Origin of the sequence: Blautia hominis (assembly GCA_002270465.1) — a bacterium.
In the GTDB taxonomy this organism is placed as follows: Bacteria; Bacillota; Clostridia; order Lachnospirales; family Lachnospiraceae; genus Blautia; species Blautia hominis.
Genome location: NQOF01000001.1, coordinates 1085782 through 1109347, shown reverse-complemented (window position 1 = coordinate 1109347; position 23566 = coordinate 1085782). Strand labels below are relative to the sequence as shown.

Annotated in this window: 18 protein-coding genes; 15 read left to right on the top strand and 3 right to left on the bottom strand. The window is 47.8% G+C overall.

The annotated features are described in order from the left end of the window. The first annotated feature begins 12 nt into the window (after positions 1-12). From CI595_RS04980 to CI595_RS04955, 6 genes are all read left to right on the top strand, one after another. Complete coding sequence (locus CI595_RS04980) at positions 13-1266, top strand: L-rhamnose isomerase (protein ID WP_095172167.1); 1254 nt, start codon at positions 13-15, stop codon at positions 1264-1266. A 68-nt stretch (positions 1267-1334) separates the two neighbouring features. Continuing rightward, on the top strand, positions 1335-2162 hold the full coding sequence (rhaD, locus tag CI595_RS04975) for a rhamnulose-1-phosphate aldolase (protein WP_095172166.1): 828 nt from the start codon (positions 1335-1337) through the stop codon (positions 2160-2162). A 165-nt stretch (positions 2163-2327) separates the two neighbouring features. Continuing rightward, entirely contained in the window at positions 2328-5606 is a 3279-nt protein-coding gene (locus tag CI595_RS04970) for a hybrid sensor histidine kinase/response regulator (RefSeq protein WP_095172165.1), read from the top strand. Positions 5607-5647: 41 nt separating this feature from the next. Further along, complete coding sequence (locus CI595_RS04965; RefSeq protein WP_095172164.1) at positions 5648-6682, top strand: Gfo/Idh/MocA family protein; 1035 nt, start codon at positions 5648-5650, stop codon at positions 6680-6682. A 217-nt stretch (positions 6683-6899) separates the two neighbouring features. Then, positions 6900-7829: a DUF2156 domain-containing protein gene (locus CI595_RS04960; protein WP_095172396.1), complete on the top strand. Its 930-nt coding sequence runs from the start codon at positions 6900-6902 to the stop codon at positions 7827-7829. Between the two features lie 8 nt (positions 7830-7837). Beyond that, positions 7838-8902 (top strand): GNAT family N-acetyltransferase, encoded by a 1065-nt coding sequence (locus CI595_RS04955; RefSeq protein WP_095172163.1) that lies wholly within the window; start codon positions 7838-7840, stop codon positions 8900-8902. A gap of 90 nt (positions 8903-8992) precedes the next feature. Here the strand turns inward: CI595_RS04955 and CI595_RS04950 are convergent, their stop codons facing one another. Then, complete coding sequence (locus tag CI595_RS04950; protein ID WP_095172162.1) at positions 8993-9382, bottom strand: desulfoferrodoxin family protein; 390 nt, start codon at positions 9380-9382, stop codon at positions 8993-8995. 136 nt (positions 9383-9518) lie between these two features. Here CI595_RS04950 and CI595_RS04945 point away from each other — a divergent pair, with 136 nt between their 5' ends. The 5 genes from CI595_RS04945 to CI595_RS04925 all read left to right on the top strand — a co-directional run bounded on the left by CI595_RS04945 (position 9519) and on the right by CI595_RS04925 (position 17573). Continuing rightward, positions 9519-10613, top strand: coding sequence for a 2-oxoacid:acceptor oxidoreductase family protein (locus CI595_RS04945; RefSeq protein ID WP_095172161.1), 1095 nt, complete (start codon positions 9519-9521; stop codon positions 10611-10613). After that, positions 10613-12838 (top strand): thiamine pyrophosphate-dependent enzyme, encoded by a 2226-nt coding sequence (locus tag CI595_RS04940; protein ID WP_205728109.1) that lies wholly within the window; start codon positions 10613-10615, stop codon positions 12836-12838. The genes CI595_RS04945 and CI595_RS04940 overlap by 1 nt, the downstream gene beginning before the upstream one ends. 202 nt (positions 12839-13040) lie before the next feature. Further along, positions 13041-13994 (top strand): calcium/sodium antiporter, encoded by a 954-nt coding sequence (locus CI595_RS04935; protein WP_095172159.1) that lies wholly within the window; start codon positions 13041-13043, stop codon positions 13992-13994. A gap of 108 nt (positions 13995-14102) precedes the next feature. Continuing rightward, on the top strand, positions 14103-16010 hold the full coding sequence (locus CI595_RS04930) for a DUF975 family protein (protein ID WP_243135100.1): 1908 nt from the start codon (positions 14103-14105) through the stop codon (positions 16008-16010). Between the two features lie 171 nt (positions 16011-16181). After that, on the top strand, positions 16182-17573 hold the full coding sequence (locus CI595_RS04925; RefSeq protein ID WP_095172158.1) for an MFS transporter: 1392 nt from the start codon (positions 16182-16184) through the stop codon (positions 17571-17573). A gap of 71 nt (positions 17574-17644) precedes the next feature. On the opposite strand, the gene CI595_RS04920 is transcribed toward CI595_RS04925, so the two are convergent. Together CI595_RS04920 and CI595_RS04915 are read right to left on the bottom strand one after the other, a co-directional pair. Continuing rightward, entirely contained in the window at positions 17645-18403 is a 759-nt protein-coding gene (locus CI595_RS04920) for a response regulator transcription factor (protein ID WP_095172157.1), read from the bottom strand. Continuing rightward, positions 18381-20249 (bottom strand): cache domain-containing sensor histidine kinase, encoded by a 1869-nt coding sequence (locus CI595_RS04915; RefSeq protein ID WP_243135099.1) that lies wholly within the window; start codon positions 20247-20249, stop codon positions 18381-18383. The genes CI595_RS04920 and CI595_RS04915 overlap by 23 nt, the downstream gene beginning before the upstream one ends. A gap of 16 nt (positions 20250-20265) precedes the next feature. Here CI595_RS04915 and CI595_RS04910 point away from each other — a divergent pair, with 16 nt between their 5' ends. The 4 genes from CI595_RS04910 to CI595_RS04895 all read left to right on the top strand — a co-directional run bounded on the left by CI595_RS04910 (position 20266) and on the right by CI595_RS04895 (position 23538). Next, entirely contained in the window at positions 20266-20454 is a 189-nt protein-coding gene (locus CI595_RS04910) for a hypothetical protein (protein ID WP_095172156.1), read from the top strand. Then, entirely contained in the window at positions 20451-21770 is a 1320-nt protein-coding gene (locus CI595_RS04905; protein ID WP_095172155.1) for an ABC transporter substrate-binding protein, read from the top strand. Before CI595_RS04910 ends, CI595_RS04905 begins: the two co-directional genes overlap by 4 nt. A 62-nt stretch (positions 21771-21832) precedes the next feature. Further along, positions 21833-22711: a carbohydrate ABC transporter permease gene (locus tag CI595_RS04900; RefSeq protein ID WP_095172154.1), complete on the top strand. Its 879-nt coding sequence runs from the start codon at positions 21833-21835 to the stop codon at positions 22709-22711. After that, positions 22711-23538, top strand: a complete 828-nt coding sequence (locus CI595_RS04895) for a carbohydrate ABC transporter permease (protein WP_095172153.1) — start codon at positions 22711-22713, stop codon at positions 23536-23538. The genes CI595_RS04900 and CI595_RS04895 overlap by 1 nt, the downstream gene beginning before the upstream one ends. Positions 23539-23566: the final 28 nt, after the last annotated feature.

Here is a 23566-nt window from a genome sequence, read left to right as displayed (position 1 = left end):
GAGGAAAAGAATATGACTACAGCGCAGAGATATGAATCCGCAAAGGAAATCTACAAAAGTATAGGGGTTGACACAGACAAAGCAGTGGAAACACTGAAGGACATCCACATTTCCATGCACTGCTGGCAGGGGGATGATGTACAGGGATTTGACCACGAGGGACCATTATCCGGAGGGATCCAGACAACAGGCAACTATCCGGGAAAAGCCGGGACACCGGAGGAGCTTATGGATGACATTGACAAAGCCCTAAGCCTGATCCCGGGTAAGCATAAACTGAATCTCCATGCAAACTACGCCATTTTTGAGGAGGGACAGTTTGCGGACAGAGATGCCCTGGAGCCTGTGCATTTCAGGAAATGGGCAGAGTTTGCGAAAGAGAGGGGGATGGGAATTGATTTCAATCCCACATTTTTCTCTCATGAGAAGGCAGAGACCTTTACACTTTCAAGCCCGGATGAGGAGATCCGCCAGTTCTGGATTCGCCATGGACAGGCCTGCATCCGCATCTCCCAGTATTTTGCAGAGGAGCTGGGACAGCCCTGTGTGATGAATATCTGGATTCCCGACGGCTATAAGGATGTGCCGGCTGACCGTCTTGCGCCAAGGGCCAGGTTCAAGGACTCCCTGGATCAGATATTATCCATTGACTATGACAAGTCAAAAGTATATGTCTGCCTGGAATCCAAGGTGTTTGGCATTGGCATGGAGTCCTACACGGTGGGGTCCAGCGAATTCTGTATTAATTATGCTGCCAATAACGGTATTTTGAGTCTGATGGACAATGGACATTATCATCCCACAGAGGTGGTTTCCGATAAGATCCCGGCTATGCTCTTATTTAATGAGAAACTGGCTCTGCACGTGACAAGACCGGTGCGCTGGGATTCCGACCATGTAGTGTTGTTTGATGATGAGACAAAAGAGATCGCAAAGGAAATTGTGAGAAATGATGCCATTGACCGGGTATTCTTAGGACTGGATTTCTTTGATGCCAGCATTAACCGGATCAGTGCCTGGGTGGTGGGAATGCGCAATATGCAGAAAGCTTTTCTGTTTGCACTTCTCCAGCCAAATGATAAACTGAAAGAACTGCAGAATAACAGTGAATTTACAGAACTTATGATGCTTCAGGAGGAGCTGAAGCTGTTTCCGTTTGGAGATGTGTGGAATTATTTCTGTGAACAGTGCAAAGTCCCCCAAAAAGAGGACTGGTTTAAAGAGGTACAGCAGTACGAAAAAGAGGTGCTGAGTAAACGCGCATAGCAAAAAGCGCGTGGTACGCTGCAGAAGACATGGATATCCGTAAGGGATGATAGAAAGGAACAGAAAAAATGAGAGTTTTGGAAGCAAAATTTGTACAGGGTTTTATGAGAATGGCAGATGACGGCTGGCAACAGGGATGGCACGAGAGAAACGGCGGAAATCTGACCTACCGTATAAAGAAAGAAGAGGTGGAACTTGTCAGAGAAGATCTGTCAGCAGACGGCGCGTGGAAGGAGATCGGCACAGCGGTACCGGCCCTTGCCGGGGAGTATTTTCTGGTGACAGGAAGCGGGAAATACTTCCGCAATGTCATGAGCGACCCGGAAGACTCTATTGCCATCATAGAACTGGATCACAAGGGGGAGAACTACCGCATCTGCTGGGGGCTGGTAAACGGCGGAAGACCTACCAGCGAGCTGCCCTCCCATCTGATGAACCATGAGGTGAAAATGCAGGCAACAGGCGGTAAGCACCGGGTGATATATCATGCGCATACCACCAATATCATTGCACTCACCTTTGTCCTGCCCTTAAAGGATGAAGTGTTTACAAGGGAGCTGTGGGAAATGGCAACAGAGTGTCCTGTGGTATTCCCGGATGGTGTGGGCGTTGTGGGCTGGATGGTGCCGGGGGGAAGTAAGATCGCGGTTGCCACCAGTGAGCTGATGAAGAAGTATGATGTGGCAATTTGGGCGCACCATGGCATGTTCTGTTCAGGGGAAGATTTCGATCTGACGTTTGGGCTGATGCATACCGTGGAAAAGTCAGCGGAGATCCTTGTGAAAATGCTGTCCATGAGACCGGATAAGCTGCAGACCATCACAGCGCAGAATTTCAGGGATTTGGCGGTAGATTTTCATGTGAATCTGCCGGAGAAGTTTTTATACGAGAAATAGGGTGCGGGGGCAGAGGTCTGTGCACCGGGGATCCGGCTTCGTTTTCCGTAAAATCGGCGAACGGGGCCGGATTTTCTATGGTATCCTGCAGAATTAAATGATACAATAGTAACAATAGGGATATTGGGACAAGTCAAAGTGCCGATTCTGTAAGGAGATTATAATATGTGTAAAGAGATGCTGCAGAGAGTGGAAGGGTTTGCTTCCCTGATACTGAGAAGATATTTTTGTGAATCCGACGTGGAATTTCTCATATCTACATTTGATGAGGATATCGTCTGGCTGGGGGCAGGACCTCAGCAGCAGGCAGAGGGGAAGGAGGCAGTGGCGGCTTGTTTTTTGGAGGGCAGGGAGGATTTGGCACCCTGCCATATGTATGGGGAGAAGTACGTGACCAGGGCGCTTTCGGGAGACTGTTTTTTGTGTGAGGGGGACAGCTGGATCCAGCCCAGGGAGGAGACCGGACTGTATTTTAAGACACACCAGAGGATCACTTTTATCTTCCGACTGACAGGGGATGCGCTGAAGACGGTTCATATCCATAATTCCGTAGATTTTTCCGATATCCAGGAAGGTGAACTTTTTCCGGTGCAGGCCGGAAAAGATGCATACAAAAAACTGGAGGAAAGCCTGGCCAACAGAGACAGGCAGATAGAACTGATGCTGTCCCAGCTTCCCGGCGGAATGATGATCTGCCGCAGAGATGACCGGTATTCTACGAAATGGATCAGTGAAACCCTGAGTCATCTTCTTGGCTATATAGGTGCGGAGGAGTACGTTGAATATACCGGGAACTGCTGCCGGGGTTTTATAGTTCCGGAGGATTATGCAGCGATGCAGGTGCAGGCGGAAGAAAGTCTGAGGGAGGGGGATCTCTACTATGTGGAGTACCGGGTTCTCAGAAAGGACGGCACCTGGTTCTGGGCATCGGATATGGGGAAAAAGGTTATTGACCAGGATGGGGAGGAAGTGATCTACTGTTTCATTGCGGATATATCTGAGAAAAAGGAACGGGAACAGCAGGCAGAACTGGCGGGAAGAGAAGCTGCCCGGCAGACACGTTTTCTGACCCAGCTCTACGATTCCATACCCTGCGGGATCCTTCAGTTTGAGCCGAAATTCCCATACCGCATTGTGAATTTTAACCGGAGTGTCTGGGAATTCTATGGGTTTTCCTCAGAAAATACGTTTCGGGACGAAATACAGAACCCTCTCATAATGGTCCTGGAACATGAGCGGGATCAGATCGAGGCAAAAATCCGGGGCCTGCATGTGGGGAGCGGCACCATCACATACACAAGGCAGAGCAGGAAAAAGGATGGAGCCCCCATGTGGATCAGTGTGATCATGGAACGTCTGGTCAACGCGGACGGCGCAGATGTGGTGCAGGCTATCTTTACGGATGTGACACAGATGCATCTTCTGCAGGCTGCGCAGGAACAGGAGCAGAGGATTGAAAACCAGTGTCTGCGCGCAGCTACCTGTACGGCGTATCCCCTGATCATGAGCATCAATCTTACGAAAAACACGTACAACTGCTTTATTGAAGAGCAGAAATCTCCGTACGAGAGGCGCGGGAATTACGATGAAATGCAGAGCAGGGCGCTGCCTGACGTCTACCCTTCTTACAGGGAGGATTTTGAAAGATTTGTTTCCAGGGAACAGATGAAGAAAAGATTTAAAAACGGTGAGCGGGAACTTTACATGGAGCTGCAGGAAAAAGGCTATGACGGGAAATACCACTGGATCTCCATACAGCTTATCTATGTGGACAATCCTGTGGGAGCAGACATGCTGGCCATCGAGCTGGTAAAAGTGCTGGACAGCCAGAGGGCGGAACTGGCCAGGCAGGAACAGCTTCTGCGGGATGCTCTGGCGGCGGCAAAAGCGGCCAATAGTGCCAAGTCTGATTTCCTCTCCAGGATGAGCCACGATATCAGGACTCCCATGAATGCCATTATCGGAATGAGCACCATCGGACAGATGAAATTAGAGGACACACCCAGGGTGCAGGACTGCTTCAGGAAAATAGACGCCTCATCCAGATATCTGCTTTCCCTGATCAACGATATTTTGGACATGTCCAGAATAGAGACCGGAAAAATGGAGATCAACAGCAGAAAATTTAATTTTGCCGAGCTGTATGAGGAGATATCTTCCATCATCTATCCCCAGGCTTTGGAGGCTATGATTGAATTTGAAGCCCGTCAGACGGAGCCTATGGAACATTATTATGTGGGCGATGCCCTGAGGATAAAGCAGATCCTCATGAATTTACTGTCAAATGCCCTGAAATTCACACCTGCCGGGGGAAAGATCGTGGTAAATACCCAGGAGGAAAAACGCACCAATGGATATGCCTATGTGCGACTTACAGTTGAGGATAACGGGATTGGCATGTCCGAGGAATTTCAGGATCGCATTTTCCAGCCTTTTGAACAGGAAAGCGTGGAGAGTGCAAGGAACAATGTGGGTAGCGGTCTTGGACTTTCCATTGTCTATAATCTGGTCCAGCTTATGGGCGGAAAGATCCGGGTGGAGAGTAAAAAGGATATGGGAAGCAGATTTACGGTTTCCATCCCGCTGGGCCTGATGGAGGACGACGAGGAGGAAGAGTGCAGACGGAAGACAAGGGAGCTTATGAAGGATGTGGAAGTCCTGGTGGTGGATGACGATGAACTTGTATGTGAACAGACATCAGCCATATTGGAGGAGATAGGCGCCCATTCCATATGGGTGACATCCGGCCGTGAGGCGGTGGAGCAGGTGCGGACTGCTGTCTCGGAGGGAAGGATCATAGATGTGGCTATGATAGACTGGCGGATGCCGGATATGGACGGAGTGGAGACAACCCGCCGCATCCGGGCGCTGACCGGGACGGAAACCATGATCATCATCATATCAGCGTATGACTGGAGCAGTATTGAGGAGGAGGCCAGACAGGCAGGGGCTGATTTCTTTATCTCTAAACCTCTTTTCCGCTCCACTATCTTTGATACGTTTTCAAAGCTGGGAACCGCCTGCGGGGCCGGCAGGGAAGCCGAGATGGAGAAGCAGGACTTTGCGGACCGCCGGGTGCTCCTGGTGGAGGACAATGACCTGAACCGGGAGATCGCCCAGTCCCTTCTGGAGATGCATGGGATTGGGACAGATACGGCAGAAAACGGGGCCGAAGCTGTGGATATGTATGCAAAAGCTTCCAAAGGGTATTACTCCGCGGTCCTGATGGATATCCGCATGCCTGTCATGGACGGTCTGGAAGCCACAAGAAGGATCCGGAGTCTGGAAAAGAAGACAGGGGGAGAGACACCGATCCTGGCGATGACGGCAAATGCGTTTGACGAGGACAAGTCCCAGGCCTATGAAGCCGGAATGACCGGATATCTGGTGAAACCGCTGGAAGTAAAGGCTCTATTGGAGGAACTGCAGGCAATATGGCAGTAGAACAGAAGGAATAAAGATCATATCAAACAGGAGGTAAATTTATGGAGATGAAGCAGATCAGAATGGGTATTGTAGGGGCTGGCACCTGGGGACAGACACACGCATCCATTTACGCGGAGCATGTCTGTGCCTGCCCGGTGGCTATTTGCGACAGCAGGGAGGAACGTGCCAGGGAGATCGCAGACAAGTATGGGATTGAGAAGGTCTACACAGATTATCACAGTCTGGCCGCGGACCCGGATGTGGACGCTGTGGCCATCGTGACGCCGGATTTTGCCCATGCGGATATTGCGGTGGCAATGGCAAATGCAGGCAAGGACATTCTGATAGAAAAGCCACTGGCAACCACCAGGGAAGATATTGAGAGGATCTGTAAGGCTGTCCGGGAAAATAAGGTGCGCTGCATGGTGGACCTGCACAACCGCTGGAACCCGCCCTTCAACACGGCAAAGCAGGAGGTGGAATCCGGAAAACTGGGCACCCCATATACCGGATATATCCGGCACAGCGATGTAAAATGGGTGGCAACCGATATGCTCTCCTGGGCTTCCCGGTCTTCCATTCTCTGGTTTTTGGGGAGTCACAGCCTTGACACCCTGCGGTGGATCTTCGGAGATGAGGTAAAACGTGTCTATGCGGTCAAGCGGAAAGGGATCCTGGAGGAAATGGGCGTGGATACGGACGATATTTACCTCACTACCATTGAGTTTGCACATGGGGGCATTGCACACATGGAAAACGGATGGATCACGCCAAATGGAAATACCAATGTGAATGATTACAAATTCAGTGTTCTCTGCACAAAAGGCATGATCAATATGGATCTGTCCAGCCATAACCTGATCCAGGAGGTGACAGAGGTAAATACCAGCACCCCGGACATTCTGGTGTCCAACCGTGTGTTTGACCGCTGTAAAGGATTGTCTTATGAGAGTATCCGGGATTTTATCGACCGGCTGGTGGATGGCAGGGAATTCCGTGTCTCCATGGAGGATGCCAGAAGAACGGCTATAGCCATCCTGGCGATCATGGAATCAGCGGAAAAAGGAATGCCTGTGGACGTGAATTATGATTAAAATGTGACGAAGTCCCTTTCCATATTTCTGAATATAGTATATAATCTGAAAAAAATGTTATACCATAAATAGTATGGCATAATAAAAAGATAACAATCCGGTGTATTTTACGGTCAGCGCTCAATGTGCCGGCCTGCCGGACCGTTATGTGAAAGGCACACCATGCGTGCCGTCTCATGTATGGACAGAGATACAGATTTCAGATATGGAGGACAGAATGAATTTACAATTTAAACCGGTAGAAGCAGAAGATATAGACAGACTGACCCCGCTTTTTTGCAGGCGGCCAAATAAGACCTGTGACAGTGTGTTTTTGGACAGTTTCATATGGAGCAAGCTTTACGGCGTACAGTTTGCTGTCAGCGATGGCAAAGCGATCCAGTGGCTCATGGACAATGAAGGTGTGGCCGGGACTGCCATGCCGATCTGCAGCCAGGAGGATTTGGAGCATTATTTCAATGAGATCACAGAGTATTTTAATACCGTGCTGCAAAAGCCTTTATATATCCATCTCGCCGACGAGGAGGCAGTTTTGGCTCTGGGATTAATGGAGCAGAAGGAGCGGTTTCTTGTGACAGAACAGGAAGATTTAAAGGATTATCTCTATGACGGGGATGCCATGAGAAGCCTGTCCGGAAAGAAACTGCATAAAAAGAAAAACCATCTCAATGGGTTTAAGAGGGCCTATGAGGGCAGATATGAATACCGCCGTCTCTGCTGCTCCGACAGAGGTGATGTGTGGAAGTTCCTGGATCACTGGAGAGAACAGAAAGGGGAAGAGGTGGAGGAACATCTTGACTATGAGGTGGAAGGCATACACGAAATCTTGAAAAACTGCTCCAACCTTCAGGTCCGCATGGGCGGTGTCTATATTGATGATAAACTGGAGGCGTTTACCATCGGAAGCTTTAACCCGCTGGAAAATATGGCGGTGATCCATATAGAAAAAGCCAATCCCGAGATTCGGGGACTGTATCAGTTTATTAACCAGCAGTTCCTTCTGGCTGAGTTTCCGCAGGCAGCTCTTGTGAACCGCGAGGACGACCTGGGTATAGAAGGGCTGAGAAAAGCAAAGATGTCCTACAATCCTGTGGGGTTTGCCAGAAAATACGAAGTCAGACAGATTGATTTCAAACCGGAAGTGTGAGGTGTACCATGGAAGTACGGTATCTGAGCAGTTCTGAGAAAGAACGGTGCCGAAGCCTTTGGGAGGATGCTTTCCCGGAGGATTCCCCGGCCTTTCTAGAGTATTATATGAAAGAGAAAACAAAGGACAACCAAATTCTGGTCCTGGAGGAAGATAGAAAAATCCTTTCCATGCTCCACAGAAACCCCTATGATATCTGTGTGGGAGACCGGATGTGGAGATGCGACTATATTGTAGGTGTTGCCACAGCAAAAGAGGGACGCCGCAGAGGATACATGCGCAGGCTTATGGAGAGAGCTTTGTCAGATATGAGGGCAGAAGGGATGCCCTTTTGTTTTCTCATGCCTGCGGCAGAAGCGATTTATCTTCCCTTTGGATTTACCTACATTTTTGACCAGCCCAAATGGGAGCTGCCCGAGATGCGTACCCAGGACAATACGCTGGCAGTCCGCCGGGTCAGCAGTCTGGATGCGGGGGCTGTTGTGGAGAGGGCAGCCGGATGGATGAATGCCTGGCTGAGGCAGAGATATGAAGTTTTTGCCAAGCGTGATACAGAATATCTGAGGCGCCTTTTAAAAGAGATGGAGAGTGAGAACGGAATCCTGGAAGAGATCCGAAAGAATGGGAAAACAGCCGGTTTTCTGGGAACATGGGGACTTGAGAAGCAGGAGCAGCGGCTGTTGTTTTCAAAACCGCCTCTGATCCGGGAAAAGGACGGGGGAGAGCCGGCTGTCATGGGGCGGATCGTGAGCCTTCCGGATTTTATGAAGGCTATCCGACTGAAAGAGGAGACACCTGTAAAGTGTATGACGTTCTATATCAAAGTTGAGGACGAACTGCTGGAGGAGAATCAAGGAGCGTTTTACTGGACCGTTGACAGGCATTCCTCTGCGCTTGAACAGGTGTCCGCGGGAGAACAGGCAGAAAGAAAAGGTGAGATCTCAGGGGTGATAAATATTCACATCCGGAGACTGACCGCCTGGCTTTTCGGCTATGGTATGCCTGAAGAACTTCCGGCTGCAGCAGAATTCATCCGTCCCATTCAGGGTGTGTTTCTGGATGAAGTGGTATGACGGTGATGGGAATTATCAATAATAAAACCTCCGGTTCAAAAGGGTTGTCCTTTTTGAATCGGAGGTTTTTGCATCGGCAGGAATGATCGTCTAGCGGATCTCTGTCTTCCAGAATCCATGCAGGTTGCAGTACGCATAGGCTGCAACTGGCTTGTCTCCCTCTGTGAGGGCAAAGCAGGCTTTGGGGTCTCCATCTGCTTTTAAGGGAACTCTCTGCAGGCCTTTTTCCGTCTCCAGGCAGATAAATCCAATGCTGTGCTCCTCTGTCATAGGATGTGCAATGCTGCCTACATTAACTGTGACCGTATTTCCATTCTGTTCCACAACCGGGAGGTGTTTTTCAGAGGCACCCTCCGATGTGTTGGCTTTCAATTCCGTCAGCTCTTTGCCGCAGCAGGAAAAACTTGCTCCCGGGTCTGCGCTGATGACTTCGATCAGTGTGCTGCATCCTTCTTTGCTGTAAAAACGCGGTTCATTCATAATCTATTACCTCCTTGTCTGCCTTATAGTCATTCCCACAGAATGTAAGGTTTATGTGTATATCGGGACATACTCTGCATAAGTTTTCTTATTTTATGGATAATAAATGGTAACAGAGATGAAGGAGAGAATGCAAATGGATGAAAAAATAAATCTGCCCATTGTCAATGAGGAAGGCTGCTTTGAGATTCGTCTGGAGAGTATAGGCGGTCTGGGAGCAAACCTGTGCGGAAAGTTATTGGGAGAGCTGGGAGCATCCTATCTGGGGCTTAATGCATCCAGTTTTTCCAGCTATGGTTCTGAGAAAAGAGGTTCACCGGTGAAAGCGTTTATCCGCTGGTGTGAGCCTGACAGGGAAATCCGCATCAGCAGTCCGGTGGAGAAGCCACACATCCTGGGGCTTTTTCATGAGGCGCTGGCAGGCAAGCTGCCGGTTACCGCTGGTGTGTGGGAGGAGACCAAGATCGTGATCAACTCCCCTGATTCCCCCAATGACCTGAGAGAGAGGCTGAAGCTTTATGGGGGAAGTATCTATGCAGTGGACGCCCTGAAGATCGCCATGGAGAGCAAAAGCCGTGTGAATATGGTCATGCTGGGGGCGGTTGTAAAAGCTGCGGGGTTCATAGCTCTTGAGCGGGCATATGACCTGGTAAGGGATACCATAGGAAAGAAATATCCCGCGCTTTTGGAACGGAATCTGGAGGGCGTGAAGCGAGGATATGAGGCGGCCGAGGAAGAATATTTTGCACCTGACGGCAGATATGAAAAGGTCCCCTACAAGGAAGCTGAAAATCAGTGGGGATATAAAAATGCTCCTTACGGCGGTGTCAATACCCGTTATGGAAGCACGGTATCCAATGACCTTTCCGCATCAAGAGAAGGCTACATTCCCCTGTTTATCCAGGACAGATGTATAAACTGCGGCCTGTGTGATTCCACATGCCCTGATATGGTCTTCCGGTTTGAGAAGGGAGAGTATAGGGGGAAAGAGGCAATGGTAAATAAGGGACTTGATTATCACCACTGCAAGGGATGCCTGCGGTGTGTGGATGTCTGCCCGGTGAATGCGCTTGTACAGGGTATTGAGAGAGAGCATCCTGACAAAAAATGGTTTGTGAGAAATAAGGATTTAATCGTGGACCACCTGGAATTTGAGGATGCAGGGGCAAATTCCTGGGTCACAAGTGATTCTTATCTGGAAGAGCGGAGAATAGACGGAGGGCTGGTTTGATGGAAAAGCAGAAAGTATTATTTGAGAGCGGAAATGAACTGGCTGCCTATGCGGCGAAACAGATCAATTATCATGTGATGGGGTATTATCCCATTACCCCGTCCACACAGATCGCGGAGTTCCTGGATCTGATGAAGGCGGAGGGGGAGCATGATATTTCCCTGATCGCAGCGGAGGGGGAGCACAGTGCGGCAGGTATCTGCTATGGCGCGTCAGCCGCGGGGGCGAGGGTTTTCAATGCCACCAGCGCCAATGGTCTTTTGTATGCGCTGGAACAGCTTCCGGTCCAGTCAGGGACCCGGTTTCCTATGGTGCTGAACGTGGCCTGCAGGACCGTGTCCGGTCCATTGTCCATTAAAGGGGACCACAGTGATATTATGTACACACTGAATACGGGATGGATCATCCTTTTTGCGGATACACCACAGGCTGTCTATGACATGAACCTGTGTGCCCTCAGGATTGCAGAGGCAGTCAGACTTCCGGTGATCGTGGCATTTGACGGCTTTTTTACCAGCCACCAGAAGAAGAAGTGCTATGTGTTTGAGGATGAAAAAACAGTGGGGGATTTTATTGGGACGTATGATGCGGAATATTCCGTTCTGGATTTGGAACATCCGGTATCCATCGGCTCCTATATGAACGAACCGGATACTCTGAACAATAAATACCAGCTTCATCTGGCTATGGAACAGGCACGTACAGTGATCCCCCAGGTGTTTGCAGAGTATGAAGCCCTGTCAGGAAGGAAATATCCTCTGGCAGAGGGATATAAAAATGAGGATGCGGAAGTGATCTTATTTCTGCTGGGTTCTTCCTACCACACAGCCAAGACCGCGGCTGACCGGATGCGGGAGGAGGGCATCAAGGCAGGCGTAGTGACCCTGCACGCTCTGCGGCCGTTCCCGGCAGAGGAACTGTACGAGCTGTGCAAAAGCGCAGTGACCATACTGGCAGCGGACAGACAGGACAGCTACGGTGCCGGAGGGGGAAATATGACCCTGGAGCTGAAGGCAGCTCTGAAGGACCGCAACAGCAGGGCAAGGGTCCTGAGCCGTATTTACGGACTGGGCGGAAGGGACTTTTATGTGCAGGATGCATTAGAACTCTTCCGGCAGTGTCTGGACGGCAAGGCATCTGCATTTGATTATCTGGGTGTTTATCCCGGGGATGAAAGCCTGCAGATACAGCAGTATTTTAACCCCATCAGCAAAGAGGAAGCCAGTCCGGGCTATATATCCGTAAAGACGGATGAAAACGGTCAAATGAAGGTGTCCGGGGGAAGAGTGAATGAGAGCACAGTCATGCCAAAACGTCTGGCTCCCGGACACGGCGCCTGCCCGGGCTGCGGAATCCCGGTAAATGTAAACCTGCTGTTAAAAGGAATTGAGGGAAATGTGGTACTTCTGTTTCAGACCGGCTGCGGCATGGTGGTCACCACCTCTTATCCCAAGACAGCGTTCCGTGTTCCCTATATCCATAATCTGTTCCAGAACGGCGCCGCAACGCTTGCAGGTGTTGTGGAGGCCTTTCAGCAGCGGCGCAGGCGTGGGGAACTGCCCGACGAAGCCATTACTTTTGTCATGGTCAGCGGTGACGGCGGTATGGATATCGGCATGGGCTCCGCGCTGGGAACGGCCCTCAGAAATGACCATCTGATCCTATTCGAGTACGACAACGGGGGCTATATGAATACCGGGTACCAGTTATCCTATTCCACACCTAAAGGTGCCAAAAGCGCCACCTCCCATATCGGAAAAGAACAGTACGGAAAAACATTTTTTCACAAGGATATGCCTATGATCATGGCTGCTACAAACCTGCCGTATGCGGCAACGGCAGCAGAGTCAAACCCGGCGGATTTTATAAAAAAAGCGGCAAAAGCCAAAGAGTATGCATCACGTTTCGGAACCGCATATATCAAGACACTTTCCGCCTGCCCCTTAAACTGGGGAGATAAACCCAATACGGAGCGGAGAGTCATAGAAGCAGCCGTGAACTCCTGCTATTTTCCGCTTTATGAGATAGAAAACGGGATCACCACATTGAACTATGATCCGGAAAAAAGTAAGAAAAGGATTCCGGTTACAGACTGGCTTAAACTTATGGGCAGAACACGCCATCTGACGGAAGCGTCCTACAGCGGTGTAGCAGAGGAGATCCAGGCAGAGGTGGACCGGCGCTGGGAACGCCTGAAAGCAAGAGCGGAACATCCCCTTCTTTAGTCCTTGACTGGGAGGGAGATTCATCATATTATAGGTAATGATGGAATTTTGTGACAAAAATTGTAAGAGATCAGTATCTTCACAGTTGCAGGCAAAAATCCATGCAGAATCGCCTTGGCGATGTGCGGTCAGCGCAGTAGAGGCACGGACCGATCCAATGGTTATCCCAATTTTACAAATTAAGAAAAGAGGAAAAAATAATATGATGTATCTATGGCTGCTGCTGGGCTTTGTATTCCTGGTGAAGGGAGCTGATCTGTTTGTAGACGGATGTTCTTCCATTGCAAAGACACTGCGGGTTCCATCCATTATCATCGGTCTGACGATCGTGGCGTTCGGGACCAGTGCACCGGAGGCTTCCGTCAGTATCATGGCCTCCCTGTCAGGTAATAATGATATTGCCATCAGTAATGTCATTGGCTCCAATCTGTTTAACAGCCTGGCTGTTATCGGCGTCTGCGGTGTCGTCCTGCCTATGAAAATACAGGGCGGGCTGCTGAAAAAAGAAATGCCTTTCTCCATCCTTGTCACAGGACTTCTGCTTTTATTCTGTATGTTTTCCGTTGGAGGGACAAAGGGAGTTCGGCAGATTGGACGTCTGGAGGGGCTGATACTGGTTCTGCTGTTCGCCGGATTTTTGTATATGCAGATAAAATCAGCGCTGAAGACGCGTACCGTTAGGCCTGAGGAGGAAAATATCGGGAAAAAGCTGACCCCTGTCAGGAGCATTGTATATGCTGTTCTGGGTATTGCCATGATCATTATAGGCGGGGAATTAGTCGTTGACAGCGCCAGTGAAATTGCTGCCGCTTTTGGCATGAGCCAGACACTGATCGGACTGACCATTGTGGCCATCGGCACCTCCCTCCCGGAGCTTGTGACCTCTGTGGTGGCATCCACAAAAGGCGAGAATGATTTGGCTATGGGTAATGTTATTGGCTCCAATATATTCAATATTCTGCTCATCATCGGCGCATCAGCAGCAATATCCCCTATGGCTATCCGTATGGAGTCTATCTATGACGGAGCGGTGCTGCTGCTCATGAGTATCATACTTTTCGTCCTGGCGAAAAAGGGAGAAAAGATCAGCAGAGGAGAGGCCATTGCGCTTCTGGTGCTCTATGGAGGATATACGGCTTATATCATTATGCGGTGAGGACAATAAATTTAATCCGGGATTTTCTTACGGCAGCAGGGCATAAAAAGGCCATGCTGCTGTTTTTTTGCGCTTTCGAGGTTGTGATCACATCTGGCGGATGCTATAATGAAAAACAGATTGTTCCGCAGAGAGTGGAGGATTTATGCGGACAGTACAGGACAAAGGGTGAGGGAAGAAAGTATGCTGACAAGAAAAGAGATGAAGCAAAAAGCCAGACAGTCTCTGCGGAAGCATTATCTGATGTTTGTGACGGTCTGCGTTGCTGCGGCTATACTGGGAACTGAGTTTTCCGGTTCTCTGGATGGGATAAAGATCGAATCCAGAGAGGAGCGCAGCCCGGAGACAACGGTTACAGGGATTGTGGGCAGACAGCCCAATCTGTCAGATGTGGTGCTGGATGCACTGCAGGGGAATGAGGAGGAGAGCCGGGAGCTGTCAGAAGAACTGAAAGAACAGGCAGTGCAGAACACAAAGGAAGGCAGAGGCAGTGCGGCTCTGGGAAGAAGCAGAGGTGTCCTGGCAGGGTTTGTGAATTCCGTTACATCGGGTTCTATCCTGGTTACGCTGATCGCTGCCGTGAATTCCATGGTGGGATCAGCGGGGATCACAGTCTTTCTTTTTATTGTGCTGAGTCTGCTGCTGGCCCTGGGGGCCTGGGTCTTTTTGTTCAATATGTATACCGTGGTATCCAGACGTATTTTTCTGGAAGGCCGTGTGTATGAGAAGCTGACTATCCAGCGTTTTGCCTTCCTGCTCAGGGTGAAGAGATGGACAAAAGTGTCTCTTACCATGGCTTTGGCATCCCTGTATCAGATGTTGTGGGCATTGACGATCGTGGGCGGTATCATCAAACGGTATTCTTATTTTCTGGTACCATACATTGCGGCCGAAAATCCGGATATTTCCCCTAAAAAAGCTGTCAATCTCTCAAGAAAGATGATGCATGGGCATAAATGGGAATGTTTTGTCTTTGAACTTACTTATTGGGGCTGGGATATGCTGGGGAGTCTGACCTTTGGCCTGACTGCCATTTTTTACTCCAACCCTTACAAGACAGCAGCGTTCAGCGAATTTTATGTCCAGATGAGAGATTTGGCAAAGGAAAAGAAAATAGAGGGCTGTGAGCTTCTGAATGACAGGTATCTGTTTGAAAAGGCTGATGGAGATGTGATTTTCGAGGCGTATGGGGATTCCCTTGCTTCCGTTTGGGAGGAAGAGGAGCAAGAGCCTGAGAAACTGAGAGGGGTTGCAGGATTTCTTGCAAATGTTCTTGGAATCACAGTGATCAACAGGCAGGATGAGCGTGCTTACGAAGAATACCGGAACGGACAGGCAAAATATCAGATGATAAAAGCAGCGGTGGAAGGGGTGGTCTACCCTGAAAGACTGTTTCCCATCCCGGAGGCAGGGAAGCGTCAGAAGCTGGAGACCCTGCGTTATATGCGCCGCTATTCCGTGTGGTCTGTGATCCTGCTGTTTTTTGCATTTTCCTTTATGGGATGGGTGTGGGAAGTGAGCCTGCATCTCATAACAGACGGTGTATTTGTGAACCGGGGAGTTCTGCATGGTCCCTGGCTGCCTATTTATGGAACCGGAGGCGTCATGATTTTGGCGGTTCTGAATAAATTCAGGGAAAAGCCTCTGGTGGAATTTCTCTTGACCATTGTGCTGTGCGGCTGTGTGGAATACTTTACTTCCTGGTTCCTGGAGATTACCCACAATGGAGAGAAGTGGTGGGATTACAGCGGATATTTTCTCAATCTGAATGGGAGGATCTGCGCGGAAGGCCTTCTGGTCTTTGGACTGGGAGGAATGGCTATTGTCTATGTGGCTGCGCCGCTTCTGGATGATCTCATTAGGAAAATACCCTATAAGATACTGATCCCTGTGTGTATCACCCTGCTGGCTGTATTTGGAGCCGATGAGGTTTATTCCAACCGGCACCCAAATACGGGGAAGGGGATCACGGACTATACAGGTGCGTGGATAGAGGAGCAAGAAGTCCGGACATGAGAGGTGTGTCCGGGCTTTTTTTGTGGTAAAAAGGCAGGGATGAGGCGGGTTTGGGGTTGTAGAATTTGACTGAAAATTATATAATGGTAATAAGTATTAACAGATATTATGGCGTGATTTACAAGGAGGAACCAGTAAAAGGAGAGAGAACCAAAGAGGGGAGGAAAATTTATGGGTAATATGTCAGCAGATGAAAAGACTTTTATCCGGAAACAGAGGGGAAGTTTTGGAGCGGTGGCGTTCGGCAGTAAGATGCTGTCGTTTCTTACAGCAGCTGGTATAATGTCATATATGATGGAGAACACGGAAATTTCCGGGGATGCGGCACGGGCCATAATGGTAATTGGTTTGGCAGGGGCTTTTTTTGCTGCTTTTATTTTAAGTCTGGTCATAGACAGAACCAGGAAAAAATCGGGACGCAGTAAACCCTGGATATACACAGGGATTGTTTTAGTGGCTGCAAGCACACTGATGAGCCTGCATGTGCCAAGGGCTGCTGTGGGGATTGAAACGGTATATGTGGGAATCATATTTTTTGTATGGTGTTTTGGTATGAAATTGCTGCTCTTTCCTGCAGATGCGCTGCTGGCAGGGATGACCAAAAATGCAGCAGAGCGGACGAATCTTGCCTCGGTGAAAGGGGTTGCCGGAGGAATGGCTGTGATCTGCACCGGTTTTATTGTTGGCAGCTTCACAGCTCCGGGGCTTCAGGGGGGTGACGGCGGCAGAAAATATGTGCTTGTTTTTACGGCAGTGATTTTGGCTTCTATGCTGCTTGGAAGCATATTTTTGAGAGAGACATATCTTCCCCCTGTTCCGGACAGCCAGAAAATGAGTATAAAAGAATGCGGAGAAGATTTGAAGGCATTTTTTAAAGACCGATACTTTTTGCTCCTGCTGCTTTATGGGGGAATGCTGATGTTCGCTGTCTCTGTTTTTTCCTTTCTTAAAGGAGAATACGCATACTGGGTTTTGGGGGAACCTGCAAATGCTGATTTTGTAAAGGCTGTTACATACGGTGTGCCCCCAGCGGCATATCTGGCGGTACCGTTTCTGACCGGAAAAATGACAAAAAGGCAATGTGCACTGCTGGGCACAACAGTCTATGGGGCGGCCTGCATTCTGATGCTTGTCAGTTTAAAAATGCGGCCTGCCTATTACCCTGCGCTTGTAATGGAGGGGATTGGCAGCGGATTTATGTGGGCAATGCTTTGGGCTATGGAGCCGGATGTTTTTGACCATGTGGACCATTTTACGGGAAGGGCGCGCGCGGTATTTCCTGTGACAGTTATCTCGGCAGTCATAGCGGTGGGAGCCGGTTTAGCAAGTGTGGTAAGGCAGAACCTGGCAGCGCTTGCAGTAAATCCGGGAAAACTGGCTGAGACTGCTGCGCAGATGGCTGGCCGGAAACCGTTTATAGCGCTTGGGTTTATTTTGATTCCCCTGGCTGTGTGCGGGGGGCTGGCAGTTGTGCTGCGGTTTTATAGGCTGGATGAGGAATATCCTGAAATCAGGGTGGGGCTGGATCGGAGATATAAAGAAAATTTGAGGCCTCTGCGGTGAGGATTTACAAATACAGCCAGGGAATTGTACTCCCTGGCTGTTTTCAGTTCATGAAAGTATATATTACGCTATTACACAGATTTTCTGAAGTCACTGGGATAGACACCGACTTGATTTTTAAAAACCCGGCTGAAATAAAACCCGTCTCTGTAACCAACTAATTCCGCCACCTTCTGGATTTCAATATCCCTGCTCTGAACCAGGATCCTTTTGGCCTCGTTCATTCTTATTTTTGTAAGGTATTTGGTGATAGTGTCACCGCTGTGTTTTTTGAATATTTTACTGAGATATTCCGGGGTAAATCCGAATTTATCGCTGAGTTCCTGCATGGAAATATCTTTTTTATAATTATCTTGGATAAAGTGTTCTATTAGAGCACACAATTCCTCTTTGTCCAAATCCGTACTGTCAATTTTATAGCTGTCAAGCGTCTGTTCATTTGCATCCATATGGATCAGGAACTTATGAAAGAATTCTTTCAGTTCTTCGATTTTTACCGGTTTTAATATATAATCCATAACCGAATATTTGATTGCCTCCTGTGCATAGGAAAATTCATTGTAGCCGCTGATGATCGCAACGTAAATACTGGGGTGATTGGTGTGGATATATTTTGCCAGTTCAAGCCCGCTGAAATTCGGCATCCTTATGTCAGACAGGACCAGGTCGGGATATAAATTTTCCACCAGTTTTATGGCATCACCTCCGTTGGTGGCTTCCCCTGCTATTTCAATGGGAAGATTGAGCGAAGTTATTTTTTTGATCAGATTTTTTCGGATCAGAGTTTCATCTTCCACTACGATACATTTATAGATCCGTGAGTTTTTCATTATAATCCTCCTTTAATAAAATGGGGCCGCCAATGGTGAAGACGGTTTCTCTGTATTTTCTTGAAGAGATATCAAAGATCATATCATCCCCATATAACAGATTCAGGCGAAGATAGGTGCTCTTCATTCCCAGGCCGCCAATCTTCAGCGATTTTAAATCCTTTCTTGCGTCCAAGATCTTCAGGGAACTGAGGATCTGTTCTCTTTTTTCTTCGCTCAAAGTGCCGCCGTTGTCTCTGATTTCAATATACCAAAATTGTTCTTTTACATAGGAATGGAGAAACAACATCCATGGTCCGGAACTGGTAAATGCGTATTTGAATGCATTTTCCACAAAGGGCTGGATGATTAATTTAGGAATCAGCACAGGTTCACTTTCTGCATCAATATCAATATGAAAGATTAAGTCATCCGCAAAGCGGTATTTCATACAGTCCAGATATTTTTCCGTGTAAAAAGCTTCTGTCTTTATATCCACGATCATATCCAAAGAGGAAGAGATATACCTCATATAATCGCATAGTGCGCTGCACATATCTGCAATATCCTCATTCATTCCCTCCTCGGCCATGATACTGATATTTGTCAGGCTGTTATATAAAAAGTGGGGATTGATGAGGGACTGCATGGCCTGCAGGTGGGCTCTGTCCTCCTCATTTTTTGCGAGCAGGGCATCTTGTGTGGTGGCCCGGAGCTTTTCATACATATCCCGTATAGAGTTGCAGAGGATGGAAAGTTCTTTGATATTGCTATCAACGGAGGTTAGGTTAACTTTTTTCTCATCAAGCACCCGGTTGATCGTGATCTTCTCTGTGGCAGCAGTCAGATTCCTGAGCGGTTTAGTCATCTGTTTGGAGATAACGTAGCATATGATAAGCGTGAGAAATACAGCGCTTGCGGCAATGAGAAGAAAGCGGTTGCGGTAAGCCACGATGGGGGCAAGAATTTCACTGTATGGTTTTAGATGGACCACATTCCAGCCATAATCGGAGATTGTCTGATACATGATGGAATATTCATTGCCGTCGGCTCCAGTTATCCTATGGCTTGTATGTTCTGTCAGGTTTTTCTCCTGAATCAGAGAAGCGTAGTTTTCCTCTGTTGAACTGTCATAAGGGAAGACCTGCTCATTTTCCTCATTGTATATGATGATCCTGCTGTCCTTATTTTCCTCCTGCAGCTGGCTTGCCAGCGAGAATATGGTATTACAGTCCTGGATGATCTCCACAAATCCTTCCGGTTCATTATTGGCGTCGAGATAAGCACGGGTAAGGGAGATGAATTTTTTCGACTTTTCATTATACCCTGTTGCCGGCAGGGAATCGTCGAGTGCAGGTGCTGTTATATATTTGTGTCCTTTAAGGGCCAGAGTTTCTTTATACCATGGGAGACTTTTAACATCAACAGTATTTATTGACATCCGATAGCCAAGTTCGATTTCATACCCATCCATGGTATACATTTTTACATCGGAGGCAGATTGAAAGGCACCGATCATGGCAGTGACAATATCGTGTATGGCAAGGGCTTTTTCTCGGGAAGCAATCAATAGATTGGGGGTGTTTCCGCTTTCCTGATAATATGTTGAAAATTCATTAAAATTACTCTTGATCGCATTGGAGTAGACGATATTGACCGAAATCGTTGACATCTGGTCTAATTGTGTGGTCACTGCTTCACGTACGGAGGAGCACATATTGGTAGAATTCTTCGCATCCTCGGATATCATATTCTTCTGATAGTCATAATAAGTAAAAATAAAAAAACAGACGAGCAGAATAAATATAAGCAGACCATATATGAGAAAAAGGTAGATCCTCTGAGACAGCTTCTGCGGTTTATGCATAGGATGCCTCCTTTCAGTGAAAAGTTTCGTTCATCATATCACAGATAAAGGCGATTTTACAATACTGTTCAAAAAAGTACAGGCCGTAGTTCAGATTCGTCCATTCTTTTTTTTACAGTCAGATGCTATTATGGATGCAACAACAAATTTTATCGATAAAAAGGGAAATGTTGGCCAGGAAAAGAAAAGGAGAATAGAAGGATGAATGCAAGGATAAAAAGAGCGCTGTGTGCAGCATTGACACTTACCTGTACAGCAGGACTGCTGATAGGATGTGGTTCGGACAAAGAGGAGAGCAGTAAAGGCAGCGCCAAGAAAGTCACACTTACATTTGGAAGCCACCAGAGCGGCCTGCCTACCACAGGTACTGTGCAGGAGCTTGCTAAGGATTTTGAAAAAGAGACGGGAATAAAAGTAGATTTCCAGATTTCTCCGGATGCACAGTGGAAGGATTTAGTACGTGTAAAGCTGAATTCGGGAGAGGCGCCGGATATTCTGTGCATTGACACACCGGTCCATATGACCTCCAGCGTCAGAGTGGATGAGTATTGCGTAGATCTGTCTGACCAGGAATGGGTAGGAAGAATGGAGGAAAATGCAAAAAAGGCTGTTTCTGTAGACGGCAAGACTTATGGCATCACCTTCCCCGGCGCAAAAATGTATTTCTATCTGTATAACAAAGACATTTTTGCTGATTTAGGGCTGGAAGCGCCAAAGACATACGAAGAGTTCAAAAATGCGTGCAAAACCATAAAAGAAGCAGGGATCACTCCTATTTATGAGGCGACCACCAACGGGTGGCATCAGGTCCTGCCACTTTTTGAGACAAGTGGTCTATGGACAAAAACCGATAAGAATGTATTTGATAAATTAAACGCCAATGAAGTAAAGCTGGAAGATATGCAGTCCATACTTACAATTTTAGAGCAGATGAATGAGTGCGCGCAGGCGGGATATTTCGGCGAGGACTATCTGAGTAATGCGTGGGAGAATGCAGGAGAGGCCATGGCATCAGGGAAATGTGCGATGACGATTGCAGAACTTGGATTCAGGGGACAGATTGAAGCTGACTATCCTGATTTTAAAGCATCGGAAAAATTGGGAGCGTTTGTGATGCCCTGGGGTGACAACACCGGTATTGGTGTAAAACCTGCTGCTAATGCATATTTCATCAATAAAGACAGCAAATATACAGAAGAGGCAAAACAATTCTTTGAATTCCTCGCAAGGCCTGAAAATCTTGAGAAGAGGCTGGAGGGCCAAACTAATCTCAATGACCTCTGTTGGCCGGAGATCAAGGGCAGATATACAGAAGAGGACCAGGCATATATTGATTCCCTGGAGAAGACAACAGTTGCCCAGAGCGCGGTGGACTATATTGATTTCCAGTGGATGGACATCGGAAAGGATATGGAGGCCATGTTCACGGGGGCAATGACACCGGAAGATGTGCTGCATGCACTGGTAGAGAGACGCAATGAGCAGGCAAAACTACAGAACGATCCCGGATGGAGTAACTAATATAGATAAGAGATGCCTCGTCAGATGATGAGGCATCTGCTTTATGGAAACGGAGGGAAATAATGAACCGGAAAAAATTATATCCATGGTATTATGCCGGCGGGGCTGCTGTGCTGTTTACTCTATTATGCCTTCTGCCCGGGATTTTGGGAATTGTATATTCGTTTACCGACTGGAATAATTTCAGCAATGAACTGCATTTTGTGGGGCTTAAAAATTATAAGGCAATCTTCACAGGTAATTCAGAGTATTTCAGCTACATAACAAACACGCTTTTATTTACTGTCGTCACCACAGTTATGAAGACGATTGCAGGACTTGCCCTTGCGCTGCTACTCACACAGAAATTCATGAAATTCAAAAATTTTCATCGGATGATCATATTTACGCCGCAGGTTATGTCATATCTTGTGGTGGGACTGGTATTTCGGAGCCTTCTCCACCCTACCACAGGATTTTTGAATCATTTTCTCAACGATATAGGGCTTGGTGCCCTGGCAAAAAACTGGCTTACAGATTTGAATCTCGTTTTTCCCACAGTGATGACAGTGGATACCTGGAAAGGTATGGGATATATCATGGTGGTGATCATTGCGGGTCTGATGTCCATATCACCAGAGTATTACGAGGCCGCCAGCATCGACGGAGCTACATTTTTCCAGAAATTTCGACTGATCACCATTCCGCTGTTAAAGCCAGTGCTTGTCAATGTGACAATCCTGAATGTGACATATGGACTTCGGGTATTTGATATGATCTATTCCCTTACCAACGGAGGTCCGGGAAATGCTACCGGCGTTATCAATACAGCAGTGTATAAAGAGTTTTCCCGTGGGAATCTGGCTATGGGGACAACACTTTCCAGTGTGCTGTTTGTCATTGTGCTGGCGCTTCTGTATTTTATCATAAAGTCAATGGAGAATAAGGAGGTGGAGAACTGATGGCACGTTTTGGAAAAACCTTCTGGCATGTGCTGGCAAATATCATCAGTGCAGCAGTAAGTCTCATTGTGGTGATACCGGTGATCGTATTATTTGTAAATTCTTTTAAGACACAGGGAGAATCCAACTCTATGTCCCTTTCACTGCCGAAAAAATGGGTCCTTGAGAACTATGGTACTGTCATTGAGCAGGGAAAACTGGTCTCATCCTTTTTCAATGGGCTGTTGTATGCCATGTGCAGTGTGGTGATCATCGTTGTATGCGTTTCGGCTGCGGCTTATGTGATATCAAGAAACAGGAAAGGCATCAATAATTTCCTGTACTATTTCATCATTTCCGGAATCGCGATACCGATCAACAATGTGGCGCTTATGAAAGTGATGCAGATGTTCCATCTGGTGAACAGCAGGCTGGGTATCATTCTTTTATACGCGGCGATCAATATTCCACTGAGCCTTTTCCTTTCCTATGGGTTCATCGGCACCATACCACGGGAGATTGACGAGGCAGCGGTCATTGATGGATGCAGGCCCCATCAGCTTTTTATCAAAGTCATACTGCCGTTGTTAAAACCCATTTTGTCAACCTTGTTTGTATTGAATTTTATGGCGGTGTGGAACGATTTTACCATGCCCTTGTATTTTCTGAACAATTCCAGGAAATGGCCCATGACCTTGGCGGTATATAACTTTTTTGGTGCTTTTGAGAATGCATGGAATCTGGTGTCTGCGGATATCATCCTGACGCTGATTCCCGTACTGGTAGTATTTATTCTGGGGCAGAAATACATTGTGGGAGGAATCTCATCAGGTTCTGTCAAGGGGTAGTGAGCAGAAAACGAATAGAGGAGCGAAA

Excerpts from the sequence above, each read along its gene's own strand:
- CI595_RS04970 (WP_095172165.1), top strand. The coding sequence starts at position 2,328 with ATGTGTAAAGAGATGCTGCAGAGAGTGGAAGGGTTTGCTTCCCTGATA.
- CI595_RS04930 (WP_243135100.1), top strand. The coding sequence starts at position 14,103 with ATGAAAAACAGATTGTTCCGCAGAGAGTGGAGGATTTATGCGGACAGT.
- CI595_RS04965 (WP_095172164.1), top strand. The coding sequence starts at position 5,648 with ATGGAGATGAAGCAGATCAGAATGGGTATTGTAGGGGCTGGCACCTGG.
- CI595_RS04950 (WP_095172162.1), bottom strand. The coding sequence starts at position 9,382 with ATGAATGAACCGCGTTTTTACAGCAAAGAAGGATGCAGCACACTGATC.
- CI595_RS04900 (WP_095172154.1), top strand. The coding sequence starts at position 21,833 with ATGAACCGGAAAAAATTATATCCATGGTATTATGCCGGCGGGGCTGCT.
- CI595_RS04945 (WP_095172161.1), top strand. The coding sequence starts at position 9,519 with ATGGATGAAAAAATAAATCTGCCCATTGTCAATGAGGAAGGCTGCTTT.
- CI595_RS04920 (WP_095172157.1), bottom strand. The coding sequence starts at position 18,403 with ATGAAAAACTCACGGATCTATAAATGTATCGTAGTGGAAGATGAAACT.
- CI595_RS04935 (WP_095172159.1), top strand. The coding sequence starts at position 13,041 with ATGATGTATCTATGGCTGCTGCTGGGCTTTGTATTCCTGGTGAAGGGA.
- rhaD (WP_095172166.1), top strand. The coding sequence starts at position 1,335 with ATGAGAGTTTTGGAAGCAAAATTTGTACAGGGTTTTATGAGAATGGCA.
- CI595_RS04960 (WP_095172396.1), top strand. The coding sequence starts at position 6,900 with ATGAATTTACAATTTAAACCGGTAGAAGCAGAAGATATAGACAGACTG.
- CI595_RS04980 (WP_095172167.1), top strand. The coding sequence starts at position 13 with ATGACTACAGCGCAGAGATATGAATCCGCAAAGGAAATCTACAAAAGT.
- CI595_RS04905 (WP_095172155.1), top strand. The coding sequence starts at position 20,451 with ATGAATGCAAGGATAAAAAGAGCGCTGTGTGCAGCATTGACACTTACC.
- CI595_RS04955 (WP_095172163.1), top strand. The coding sequence starts at position 7,838 with ATGGAAGTACGGTATCTGAGCAGTTCTGAGAAAGAACGGTGCCGAAGC.
- CI595_RS04940 (WP_205728109.1), top strand. The coding sequence starts at position 10,613 with ATGGAAAAGCAGAAAGTATTATTTGAGAGCGGAAATGAACTGGCTGCC.
- CI595_RS04895 (WP_095172153.1), top strand. The coding sequence starts at position 22,711 with ATGGCACGTTTTGGAAAAACCTTCTGGCATGTGCTGGCAAATATCATC.
- CI595_RS04915 (WP_243135099.1), bottom strand. The coding sequence starts at position 20,249 with ATGCATAAACCGCAGAAGCTGTCTCAGAGGATCTACCTTTTTCTCATA.
- CI595_RS04925 (WP_095172158.1), top strand. The coding sequence starts at position 16,182 with ATGGGTAATATGTCAGCAGATGAAAAGACTTTTATCCGGAAACAGAGG.